Source organism: Absiella sp. AM29-15, from assembly GCF_003434225.1.
GTDB lineage: Bacteria > Bacillota_I > Bacilli_A > Erysipelotrichales > Erysipelotrichaceae > Hoskinsella > Hoskinsella hominis.
In genome coordinates, this window is record NZ_QVFL01000028.1 from 16,741 (window position 1) to 29,738 (window position 12,998).

At 25.2% G+C, this 12,998-nt stretch carries 11 protein-coding genes; all 11 read left to right on the forward strand.

Annotated features, from left to right (window positions below):
- The first annotated feature begins 193 nt into the window (after positions 1–193).
- The 11 genes from DW761_RS20090 to DW761_RS20140 all read left to right on the forward strand — a co-directional run bounded on the left by DW761_RS20090 (position 194) and on the right by DW761_RS20140 (position 12,655).
- Positions 194–2,083 carry a polysaccharide biosynthesis protein gene (locus DW761_RS20090; RefSeq protein ID WP_117519169.1) on the forward strand — a complete coding sequence of 630 codons (1,890 nt, stop codon included), beginning with the start codon at positions 194–196 and terminating at the stop codon, positions 2,081–2,083.
- A 10-nt stretch (positions 2,084–2,093) separates the two neighbouring features.
- Positions 2,094–2,681 (forward strand): sugar transferase, encoded by a 588-nt coding sequence (locus DW761_RS20095; protein WP_117455567.1) that lies wholly within the window; start codon positions 2,094–2,096, stop codon positions 2,679–2,681.
- On the forward strand, positions 2,678–3,613 hold the full coding sequence (locus tag DW761_RS20100; protein ID WP_117455565.1) for an NAD-dependent epimerase/dehydratase family protein: 936 nt from the start codon (positions 2,678–2,680) through the stop codon (positions 3,611–3,613). Before DW761_RS20095 ends, DW761_RS20100 begins: the two co-directional genes overlap by 4 nt.
- Positions 3,606–4,700, forward strand: a complete 1,095-nt coding sequence (locus DW761_RS20105) for a glycosyltransferase family 4 protein (protein ID WP_158552353.1) — start codon at positions 3,606–3,608, stop codon at positions 4,698–4,700. Before DW761_RS20100 ends, DW761_RS20105 begins: the two co-directional genes overlap by 8 nt.
- A gap of 21 nt (positions 4,701–4,721) precedes the next feature.
- A complete protein-coding gene (locus DW761_RS20110; RefSeq protein ID WP_117455561.1) occupies positions 4,722–5,765 on the forward strand; it encodes a glycosyltransferase in 1,044 nt (347 codons plus the stop codon).
- Between the two features lie 15 nt (positions 5,766–5,780).
- The gene (locus DW761_RS20115) at positions 5,781–6,869 is read left to right on the forward strand and encodes a glycosyltransferase (protein ID WP_117455559.1); all 1,089 of its coding nucleotides are present in this window, start codon (positions 5,781–5,783) and stop codon (positions 6,867–6,869) included.
- 8 nt (positions 6,870–6,877) lie between these two features.
- On the forward strand, positions 6,878–7,987 hold the full coding sequence (locus DW761_RS20120) for an EpsG family protein (RefSeq protein ID WP_117455558.1): 1,110 nt from the start codon (positions 6,878–6,880) through the stop codon (positions 7,985–7,987).
- 186 nt (positions 7,988–8,173) lie between these two features.
- Entirely contained in the window at positions 8,174–9,211 is a 1,038-nt protein-coding gene (locus tag DW761_RS20125) for a glycosyltransferase family 2 protein (RefSeq protein WP_158552352.1), read from the forward strand.
- A 17-nt stretch (positions 9,212–9,228) separates the two neighbouring features.
- The gene (locus DW761_RS20130) at positions 9,229–10,317 is read left to right on the forward strand and encodes a polysaccharide pyruvyl transferase family protein (RefSeq protein ID WP_117455555.1); all 1,089 of its coding nucleotides are present in this window, start codon (positions 9,229–9,231) and stop codon (positions 10,315–10,317) included.
- Positions 10,310–11,773 (forward strand): murein biosynthesis integral membrane protein MurJ, encoded by a 1,464-nt coding sequence (gene murJ / locus DW761_RS20135; RefSeq protein ID WP_117455553.1) that lies wholly within the window; start codon positions 10,310–10,312, stop codon positions 11,771–11,773. The genes DW761_RS20130 and murJ overlap by 8 nt, the downstream gene beginning before the upstream one ends.
- 12 nt (positions 11,774–11,785) lie before the next feature.
- On the forward strand, positions 11,786–12,655 hold the full coding sequence (locus tag DW761_RS20140) for a beta-1,6-N-acetylglucosaminyltransferase (protein WP_117455551.1): 870 nt from the start codon (positions 11,786–11,788) through the stop codon (positions 12,653–12,655).
- Positions 12,656–12,998 lie beyond the last annotated feature (343 nt).

Below are 12,998 nucleotides of genomic sequence, written 5' to 3' on the forward strand. Positions count from 1 at the left end.
ATGTTACACTTCTATATTGTAACATATTTTGCTGGATTTGAAAGCGATTGTTTTATTAGTTTAAAAATATGTGCTTTTATGTTTTTCTTATAGAGGTATAAGATTATGTGAAAAAGTACACAAAATTGTAAAAATAGTTTTTAAAATAGCGTGATTTGTGCTAGAATGGTTTAGGATAAGGGAGTGTGCACTTATGATAGAGAAATTATTTAGCAATCCACTATATGTAAAGCATAGAGAAATGATGCTTTGTCTACTAGACTTATGTATCGTTTTTGTCTCTTTTTTACTGGCATATTGGATTCGCATAGATTTTCGTTTCCCAGATTTTGCACAATTGGATATCGTAAAATGCTTAATAGCGTTACTCATTGTATTGATTGTATATGCTATTAGTTTTTTTGTATTCAAGATACACAAAAGCTTGTGGAAATATATTGGGCCGGTTGAAACAATCAGAATTGGATTATCTGTATTGTTGGCTTCCATCGTACTGTTTATTTTGGTAATTGCGACAAGTATATCACGTTCATACACCAGTGTTGTGGTAACTGGTGGGCTGTTGACTGCGATATTGATGTATACAGTGAGGGTAAGTTATCGATTGTATAGAAGGTCAAGCATGAAAGTTGATGGCCCACGCAAAAAAGCAGTTATTATCGGTGCTGGTGATGCAGGCTACATATTATTGAAAGAGATTATTCAAAACGATAGTTTCCATGTCGAAGTTGTTGGTTTTGTTGATGATAAGCGATATAACAATATGGTGTCAGGATATAAAGTATTAGGTGATACATATGATTTACCGGAGATTGTAAGTAAATATGGTATAGAAGAAGCGTTTATTGCGATTCCTAGTGCTGATAAAACAAATCTTAGACGTATCAATGATATTTGTCAGTCATGTAAGCTGGAAACAAAGATTATGAAGCGCGGGGATAAAATTATCGAAAGCGATTTAGAAAAAAAATATGATGCAAAAAAATATCCTGTACAGGATATCAGTATTGAGGATTTACTAGGTCGTGGAGAAATACATTTGGATCAAGACGAAATTCAGTCTTATATCACAGGAAAAGTAATCGTTGTAACTGGAGCTGGTGGATCCATTGGTTCAGAGCTATGTCGTCAGATTGTGAAATTTAATCCAAAAGAATTAGTGATGATTGATATCAACGAAAATTCTTTATATATGTTAGAACAGGAATTCAATCGTAACAGAGTACATGGTACATTAAATCCTGAGATTAAAATTCTATCATTAATTGCTTCTATTCGTGAATTTACAGCGATTAGTGATATCTTTAAGGAAAAACAACCATCAGTTGTCTTCCATGCGGCTGCGCATAAGCATGTGCCATTGATGGAAACACGTCCAATGGAGGCAATTAAAAACAATGTCTTTGGGACAAACAATGTCATCAAAGCTTGTATCAAAAACAACGTTTCAAGGTTCATTATGATCAGTACAGATAAAGCTGTTAATCCAACCAATGTAATGGGTGCTACAAAACGTATGACAGAAATGATTATGCAGGCAAATGGTAAGAATGGTGTCACGAAGATGGCAGCTGTTCGTTTTGGAAACGTGTTAGGATCAAACGGTTCTGTCATTCCAATCTTCAAACAGCAGATTGCAGAAGGTGGACCTGTTACTATCACTGATAAAAAGATTATCCGTTATTTTATGACGATTCCAGAAGCAGCTCAGTTAGTATTACAAGCTGGCTATTATGCAGATAAAGGAGAAATCTTCGTATTAGATATGGGAGAACCTGTGAAGATACTTGATTTAGCAGAAAAAATGATTCGTATGTCAGGTTTTAAGCCATATGAAGATATTGATATCGTGGAAATTGGTTTACGTCCAGGTGAAAAAATGTATGAAGAATTGAAACTGGATGGAGAAACAAGAATAAGAACAAAGAATGATTTGATATTTAAAAACAATATCATGGACATTACAATAGATGATATTAATGAGAAACTAAATATTCTGAGTAAGAAATTACAAGACAACGTTTCAGAAGCAGAATATAAAGAAACAATGTTAAAAGTAATTAAAGATAAAAGCATAGATTAGGAGTGAACATATGTATCAAAACTATATTAAAAGAATGATTGATTTTATTATGGCATTGATAGGAATTATTATTTTGTCACCAATTCTATTAATTTTATCAATCATTATAAAAGTTACTTCACCAGGCCCAATTTTATTTAAACAAAATCGAGTCGGAAAAGATAATGTCGAATTTAAAATTTTGAAATTTAGAACTATGAGGATTGATACACCAAAAGATTGTCCAACTCATTTGTTAGATAATCCTGATCAATATATAACAAGAGTTGGAAAATTCCTAAGAAAAACTAGTTTAGATGAATTACCTCAACTTTGGAATATTCTAATTGGAGATATGGCAATTATTGGACCAAGACCTAGTTTACCTAATCAATATGATTTAAATGATTTAAGAGATAAAAATGGTGCTTCAAAAGTAAAACCTGGTTTAACTGGACTTGCTCAAGTGAGTGGAAGAGATGAATTGGAAATTGATATTAAAGCAGCTTTAGATGGACAGTATGTTAAAAATATAACATTTATTGGGGATTTAAAATTGTTTTTTAAAACGTTTATAAGTGTTTTAAAGTCTGATGGTGTGAAGGAGGGTAAGAAATGAAAAAAGTGCTAATAACAGGATCTAATGGTTTTGTAGGTCAAAATCTGATTTCAAGTCTTTCAAATAAGTTTGATTTGTATGGGTTAGATAGACATCAAACAAGAAATTTACCTAAATCAAATTATTATATAGGGGATTTAGGTGATTTGAATTTATTAAAAAAGGTTTTTGAAGAAATAAAGCCAGATGTATTAATACATCTGGCTGCAATTGTTCATAAGAACAATGCAGATACAAGTGAAAAAAATTATAATTTTATTAATTTTGAGTGTAGCAAGCAATTGTTTGATTTATGTGAAAAATATAGAACACATGTTATTTTTTCAAGTACAATAGAAGTTTATGGAGAAACAGAGGAAAGAATAATAAATGAAAACTCAAAATGTAATCCAAACTCATATTATGCAAAAAGTAAATTAAAAGCTGAAGAATATTTAAAATCATTAAATTTAAAGTATTCTATATTAAGATTTACGCCACTTTATGGAAAAAATTTCACGCTAAATATAGATAAAAGAGTTTTTTTAAAGAAAAACAAAATTGCATATTATTTTAAAGATGGGCAATATTCATTTGATTTTTGTAGTATTAATAATGTTTGTGATTTTATCGTGAATTTAATTGATAAATATGAAAAAAATGATATTTATGTTCTTTCTGATTCGAATACAATGACTGTAAAAGAAATTATTCAAATGCATAAGAAAAACGGCAATTGTAAAATTATAGTCAAAATGCCTTACTATTTTTGTGAATATACAATATTGATAATTGAAAAAATCTTAACTTTTATGACAAAGAAAGATGTTTTTTTATCTAAAAGGAATTTCAAAAAATTATTTGCTTCTAAAAAATATGAAGATACAAAACTTAAAAATGTAAAATTTAAATGGAATATTGAAAATACGATTTATGGTGAACATTATGAATAAAAAAATACTTGTTTTATGTAATCATAATATCGTTTTATATAATTTCAAAAAAGAACTTATAAAAGCATTAAAAGAAGAAGGCTTTGATATTTATATTTCAATGCCCTTTGATAACAGTTTAAATTATTTTGAAAATGAATTAAAATGTAAATGCTTTGAAACACAAGTTGATAGAAGAGGGTTAAATCCACTAAAAGATTTAAAGCTGTTTAGAAAATATAACCATTTAATTAAAATAATTAAACCGGATCTTATTTTTGCTATGACGATTAAACCTACTATTTATGGAGGCATTTGTTCTCGAATACATAGAATTAATTTTATTACTAATATAACAGGAATTGGTACGACTTTTCAAAATAATAGTCTATTGAAAAAAGTTATAATATCTTTATATAAAAAAGCATTACATAACTGTAAAGCATGTTTTTTTGAAAATGAGGAAAATAAAAAAATTTTTTTAGAGTATGGTATTGTAAATGAAAAACAGGCAATTACAGTTAAAGGTGCTGGAGTTAACTTAAATGAATTCAGAATACAACCTCAGGTTAAGAAAGATTGCTTAGTATTTAGCTTTGTAGGTAGAGTAATGAAAGAAAAAGGAATTGATGAGTTTTTATACTGTGTTGAAAAATTAAAAGCAAAAAAAGATATAGAATTTAGAGTTTATGGATTTTGCGAAGATGATTATTTAAAACAATTGAAAAAATTAGAAAAAAATGAAAATTTCAAATATTATGGTTTCGTGAAAGATATGAAAAAAGTTTATAAAGAGTCAGATGTGATTGTATTACCATCATATCATGAAGGGATGTCAAACGTTTTATTAGAAGCGGCAGCATGCGGAGATGTTATTATAACGACAAATATTTATGGATGTAAAGAAGCAGTCGATAATGGAAAAACTGGATTTTTGATAAGGAAAAAAAATAAAGAGGAATTATTAGAGTGTATAAAATTAATATCAAAAATGAATTATAATGATATAAAAGAAATGGGTGTTGCAGCTAGAGAAAAAATGGTTATAGAATTTGATAGAGAAAAGATAAATCAAATTTATTTAAAAACTATAAACGATAAATTTTAATTTTAGAGGTGATGAAAGAAAATGAAAAAGATCATTCATGTTTTAAATACAAATAGCTTCTCTGGTGCAGAGAATGTAGCGATTACTATTATCCAAAAAATTAACGAAAAAACTGATTATATTTCATGCTATGCATCATATGATGGCCCAATTAATGTATTTTTGAATGAAAAAAAAATAAAACATATAGTGTTTGAAAAACTGTCTGTTAAAAATATAAAAAAAATTATTAGGGATGAGAAACCAGATATATTACATTGCCATGATTTTACTGCAAGCGTTATCTCGAGCTTAGCCAAAGGAAAATCCAATGTTAAAATTATATCGCATTTACATGCAAATCCTGTATGGATAAGAAGTATAAATTTAAAAACATTAATTTATAAAATTTGTTTGAAAAAAATTTCAGTAGTTTTAGCAGTATCTAATTCTATATTTGATGAGTTTAAATTCACAATAGAAAATAAAAAGATGATTTCAAATCCTATAGATATAAAAAGTATTATTAAAGAGTCAGAGTCGTGTCATTATGATGATCAGCAGGAGTATGATATTTTATTTTTAGGAAGATTAGAAAGTCCAAAGGACCCTTTAAGATTTATAAATATTATAGCAGAATTGCAAAAGAAAAATAAAAATATCAGTGTTGCAATGGTTGGTGATGGTAAATTAAAATCTGAATGCGAATTATTAATAAAAAAATTGAATTTATCAGACAATATCCATCTTAAAGGGTTTAAATCAAATAGATTAGCATTTATAAAACATTCTAAGATATTATGTGTGACCTCTGTTTGGGAAGGATTTGGATTAATGGTAATAGAAGCTTTAGCACTTTCAAAGCCAATTGTTGCAAGTCCTGTAGGCGGATTACTTGAAATTATAAATGATAAATGTGGATGTTTTTGTTCGACGAATAAAGAATATGTTGATGAATTATTCAATTTATTAAGTGATAATGATTATTATAATCAGAAAGTTGAAGCTAGTAAAAAAAGAGGTTATGAATTAGATAATATAAAAACTTATATACAAAATCTTATAGAAATATATGAAAAGATATAAGAGAAAGGGGTACAAATGAAAATTGCAGTTGTTGGATTATCTCCAAAAGTTGGTGGAGTAGAAACATTTATTATAAATATGTTCAGAAGCTTATACCAAAAACATGATTTCTACTTTTTAACATCATATGATGAAGATGTTTGTTATAAAGACGAAATACTTAAAAATAATGGAAAAATCATTAAATATTGTCCAAGACGAAGTAGTTTGATTAAGTGCAGAAAGGATCTAAATAAATTTTTCAAATCAAATAGAGTAGATGTGTTATGGTTTAATTGCTGTAGTTTAAGCTCAATAGAAGAAATTAAAATTGCATATAAAAATAATATTTCAAACATTGTAGTTCATAGTCATAACTCCAAAAATATGGGAAGCAAATTAACATTCCTTTTACATACCTTAAATAAGCTTATATTAAACAGATTTGTTTATAACACCATTGCATGTTCAAATATAGCTGCCGATTGGATGTTTAATAATACTTTACGAAAAAATACAAAAATATTGCATAATGCAGTTAATGCGAAAAAATTTCAATATAATAAAAATCTTGATATAAAAATGAGAAAAAAATTAAATATAGAAAAGGATTGTAGTGTTATTGGACATGTAGGCAGATTTCATTTTCAAAAAAATCACAAATTTTTAATAAATATATATGAAAAATATTATAAAATAAATAAAAATTCAAGACTGATTTTATGTGGCGAAGGTGAGGATAAGGCGTCTATAAAAGAATATGTTAAACAGAAAAATATAGAAAATAATGTTCTATTTTTAGGAAATAGAAATGATATGGAGCAAGTGTATCAATGTATGAATATGATTGTTTTTCCATCATTATTTGAAGGGCTACCTTTTGTTTTAATAGAGGCGCAAGCATCAGGTATTCCGTGCTTAATCTCAGATAATATTTCTAGAGAGGTTGCGATAACTAATTTAATTCATTTTAAAAGTTTAAGTGATGATCCTGAATTATGGGCAAATTGTGTGAAAAATCTGATTGTATATGAGAAAAAGAGTACTTTAGATGAAATTGTGAAAGCCGGATATGATATTGAGGAAAACGTTAAGAATTTTGAAAAAATTTTGAAATTAAAGTAGGTGAGAAGATGGATTATAAGTCATTTTTAATTTATGGAAGTTGTTTGCTTTTAATGATATTATTTGCTTATTTATATACATACTTTGAGAAATCAGATAAATGCTTTTGTAATATAAAAGTTAGATTGATTTGTAAATTACTTTTAATATTGGTTCCAACAATTTTAGCTGGAATACGTTATAATGTTGGAACTGATTTTTTAACATACATTAAGATGTATGATAACTTAAAGGGAATAGAATGCATTGATTATTTTACAAAATATGCAGCTATTTTTGATATTGAACCTTCTTTTTATATAATAAGCCGTTTTGCATATTTATTCTTTGATTCAGTTAAAGTAGTTTTTTACATTTATGAATTAATAATTGTTATTTTCGTGGTTTCAGCTTTAGAAAGGTTCAATGTGAGAAAAATGTTGCCTCTATCAATTTATATTTTCTTTTTGTATTTTATCCCAATAAGCTTTAACCTAATCAGACATACTGCAGCATTGGCTATAATATTTTATGCTTTATCATATTTTTATGAAGAAAAATATTTTAAATTTATTATTTATGTATTTTTAGCAACTTTGTTTCATAAAACTGCAATTATTTTTTTTCTAGTATTATTTTTTATACCATCCAAAAATGAAAAAATCAATACAATGAAAATTAAGATATATTATATAATGATAGTATTATCTCCATTGATTTTAAATATAACAATGAGATTTATAAAATATATTCCATTTCTTTCAAGCTATTTTGAAAAATATAATGTAAATTTTAATAATTCAGGATTTGGCTTTTTGATTTTCATATTACCTACTATGTTACCAATAATTTATATGTGGAAAAAAGGTGAAAAACAAAATATAATCCAAAGTACGATGAATGTATATTTGCTAACTATACCTTTATCATATCTTGGCTATTATTTGTCATGGGCAGGTAGAATGGCTGATTATACAAGGTTGTTAGAAATTGTTTTATTGCCTTGGCTATTAACAAAACAAAATCAAAAAGAAAAAAAATATATATTATTATATTTTATATTATTTTATTTATTCTATTATATATATATGTATATGTTTTTAGGAAATAATGAGATTTTCCCTTATCAAGTATGGTAGGTGTTAGCTGATTTAGGATCTATAGGCTTTATAAAAAATTTAAAGATTATGTTGAATGTTCTTAAAATACTTAATTTAATATTTTAATAACCGGAATCAACCACGGAGAAATAAGGTTGGTAGAAAGGATAAGGTATAAGACAATGACTGTTGTATAAGTTATTAATTGTATACCAGGTAAATTATTTGAAATTTTCAATTATTATTCCGATATATAAATCAGAAAAGTATTTAAAAAGATGTTTAGATTCCTTAATGAATCAAACGTATAAAGACATAGAAATTATATGTATATTAGATGGCGAGGATGAAATTTGTGAAAATATTGTAAAAGAGTTTATTCATATTGATAACAGATTTAAAATGATAAAGCAGATTAATTCTGGTGCAAATTTTTCAAGAAAAGTTGGTTTTCAAAATAGTTTAGGCGAATATGTCACTTTTGTAGATTCAGATGATTGGATTAGTGTTGATACTTTAGAAAAATGTGCTAAATCGTTAGAAAATAATGATTTCGATCTAGTAAAATTCGGATATGTTAAAGTAAATAATAAAAACAAGTATATATACTTTCCCATTACAAAAGCTTTTACTCTTATACAAGGAAAGCAAGAAGTTAAGAATATAGTTATAAATAATATGTTCAAAAACTACGATTTTAATCAAATGTGGGGACAAGTCATTAAAAAATCAAAAATAAGAGAAAATTTTTTTAATATGGACTTAACGATAGCTGAAGATTTGTATTTTAACTATAATTTGATAAATAGTATTGATAGTATACTGCTAATAGAAGACTGTTGTTATTATTATTATTTTAATAATAATAGTATAACTAAAACAAAAAATAAAGTTAGGCTATTAGGAGATTTTAATGATATCACCTATGTATATCAAAAGATTTTAGAGGATATAGAAAGTGATTCACTTTTTCAAAAAGATCAATTAAATTATATTTATTATTTTGTTTATAAAGAATTAATATTTTATATTTTTAGATGTTTAAATGTTACGGGATTAAGCTATAAAGACAAAATAAATTTTATCTTAAAACAAGCACAAACTGATTTTTATCTTAGAATTAAACAGAGGGTTAAGTATGATTTTATCAGAAATGATAAAAATGGATATAGATTGGTTTTCAAAGAAATGTACAATAATCATATAAAGAAAGCTTTATGTTATGCGATGCTTATAGAGATTTTTGTAAAAATAAAAAAATAAATTAGGAGAAAAGCTATATGAAAAGTAGTAAAGTTATATTTGTGAAAGCATATTTAAACCAGAATTTAGGAGATGATTTATTTGTAGATATTTTAGTTAAAAGATATCCTCAACATAATTTTATGATAATAGTTCCCAATAAAAATTATTATCATTTTTCTAAATATAAAAATGTTAAGTTGATAAAATTAAACAAGGTGAAAAAATTAATTAATTTTTTAAGCTTTAAATTAATTGATAAAAATATTTTTGAAAGTTATTATGAAAAAAAATGTGACTTAACTGTAACAATAGGTGGATCTTTATTTATTCAAAAAGAAAATTGGTATAAAAATTTCTTAAGAGAAAAAAATAATTTTTATACTAAACATAAAAATTTCTTACTAGGCTGTAACTTTGGACCATATTTTGATAGTCAATTTAAAGAAAACTATGAAAAGATATTTAGAGCATACTATGATATTTGCTTTAGAGATAACTATTCGTATAATTTATTTAAACATTTAGATAATACTAGGATTGCACCAGATGTTGTCTTTAATTATAAAACAGTAATTGACCAAGGGACAGATAAAGCAGTTATGATGTCTATAATTGATCCAGAAAAAAAACTTTCAGAAAATAAAATATCTGAGTATAAACAAAAGATTAAAGAATGTATAAATTATTTCCATAAAAAAAATTATCAAATTAATTTGGTATCTTTTTGTAATAATGAAGGAGATTTAGAATATATTAATAAGATAGTGGCTGAATTAGATGAAATGAATAATATTACTATCTATGATTATACTAATGATTTAGATAAAATTATTGATGTTATTAAACACTCAGAATATATTATTGCTACAAGATTTCATTGCATGATTTTAGGTTGGATAATGGAAAAGAATGTATACCCAATTGTATACAGTAATAAAATGAAAAACGTTATAGATGATGTTGGTTTTACAGGAAAGTTTACATACCTAGAGAATATAAATGATTTTAGTCCTGAAGACGTATTATTAAATAAAAATGTTAAAATTGATGTAGCTTTTTGGAGAGATAAAGCTTCAGAACAGTTTATAAAATTAGATAAATTTTTGGAGGATCACCATGAATAAAAGAAGATATATTCAATTAGGGTGTATGATAGGACTTACTCTACTTACTCAATTGATTACCTTAATAAAAATGTCAGTTGTAGCTAGTAATTTTGGAGTATCTGTTCAAATGGATGCATTTAATTTTTCTAATAATATTGCTTCATTTATTTTTAGTTTTATATCGACAGGAGTTGCTACAGTATTGATTCCTGCTTATATTTATAAGAAGAGTCCAACAGCAATTAATACATTTATAAGTGTAATTTATTTTTTCTCAATTGTTTCAGTCATTTTTATATTTGCATTTAGATATTCTATAGCTAGTATGTTTTCACCAAATAAGTTATTCATTACAACAGTTTGTAGTTTAATGTTTGTTATTTTAATTAGTCAATTTACAAATACAATTATAGGTGTAGCTAGTGCTTATCTACAATCAGAAAATGTTTTTAATTTACCTAAAATAATTGTTTTAATTACAAATTTAGTATTAACAAGCTTGACTCTATTAAAAAAAAATATGACAATTTATGATTATTCATTATTTATTTTGTTTACATCTTTTATTAGTATGAGTCTTCATATAATGTTAATTAAGAGATTTGATTTTCATTATAAAGTTCAATTTAATTTGAAAAACACGGATTTTAAAATAATGTTACATATTTTCATTCCTACAATCTTTAGTGCAGGTGTTTATCAAATAACATTATTAACTGATTCATTAATCGCCACCTCATTAGGCGAAGGACAAATATCATTATTGAATTATTCTAATTCTATAATGGGAATGATTAATATGCTTTTAACGACGAATTTAATAACTTTTATTTATCCTAAAATATCTAAAGATATCGAAAATGGAAATAATGATAATAAAGTATTTGAGTTTTTTCCATTATTCACTTTCGTTATGGTTCTTATAGTTGTTGGATTAATAACTATAGGAGAAGAAGGTATATCATTATTATATGAAAGAGGAGCATTTAACAGGGATTTTACTAGTGTAATATATATATGTACTATAATTTATTCTATTTCTTTACCAATAAATATGGTTAGAGAATTAGTTTATAGATCATTATATGCTCATGGTGACACTAAATTGACTTTCTATAATAGCGTAAGTGCTAGTATAATTAATTTTGTCCTAAGCATATTATTCTCGTTTTTTATAGGAATATATGGAATTATACTAGGAACGGTTATTACTTCGATTTTTTCATTAAGTAGAATCATATATAAATTTTGCAAAAAATATAAAATTAAAAACATAGAACCTTTTATTTTCATAGATATAATGAAAATTTTAGTTACTGCAGTTCTCACCGTTATAATAATATTTTTAATTCAAAATATCATTATAATAAACAATTCTATTTTATTTATATTATTTTATGGTATTCTAACTGTTTGCATTTATTTAGTTTTAATGCTATTTATGAAAGTTGAATTTTTTAAAGTTAAATTGTAGGGAGGTAGAAAAATGCATGCTTATTTAATAATTGCTTACAATGATTTTGAATTATTAAAATGTTTAATTAGAATGTTAGATTATCCATATAATGATATATATATTCATATTGATAAGAAATCAAAGAAATTTAAACAAAATGATTTTATTGGTATTACTAAATATTCAAAATTATATTTTATAAAAAGAGAAAAAGTTTATTGGGGTGGATATTCTCAAGTTAATTGTGAGATCAATTTGTTGAAATCTGCAAAAAATAGAAAATCCTATTCTTATTATCATTTGCTTTCAGGAGCAGATTTACCAATAAAGTCAATTGAAGAAATTTATAATTTTTTTGAAAATAATTTAGGAAAAGAATTTATATCTTTTGATGTAGAAAATGAAAAAAATGGAGAATTTCTCGATCGAATAAAATATTATTATCCACTACAAGATATAATTGGTAGGAGAAATAAATTTTTTATTAAAATACAGCTTTTGTTTATCGAATTACAAAAAAAATTAAATGTAAATAGGATTAAAAATCGTAATTACATTTTTAGAAAAGGAACAAATTGGTTTAGTATTACTGATAATCTTGCAACGTATATTTTATCTAAAGAAGAAGAGATTAAAAGCATTTTTTCTAAAGGTTGGTGTGTAGATGAGGTTTTTTTGCAAACTTTAGCATGGAATTCAAAATTTAAAGAGAATATATATGGGGATAGTATGCGCTTATTTGATTGGAATCGTGGAAAACCATATATTTATAGAGAAGCTGACTTTTTTGAGTTAATTAATTCAGAAAAATTATTTGCAAGAAAATTTAGTAATTCAGTGGATCCGAAAATTATAGATACTATTGAATTTTATTTTCAAGAAAAAAATACTAATAAGTAAGTTTAAAAATGGAATCGTTCTCTTAATAATAAAGGATGATTCTTTTTTATATATAGATTTGAAATATTTGTAATTATCAGTTCTCAAAATTCATAGCAATACAGTACTAAACAAGATAATCGTTTTTTTAACAATATCAAATTATATAATCTTTATTTAAAAAATCATAAAAACGTTGATAATCTTTTATAAATGACTATAATTAAAGAAGAAGGGGGTAAGCAGTGATGAGAAAAATTATATTAACGTTTTTATTACTATTACCAATATTTGTAATGAATATTGAAGCGAAAACATTTAAAGAAAATGATGTTATAGAAGAAAAAAAAGATGAAAAAGTTCA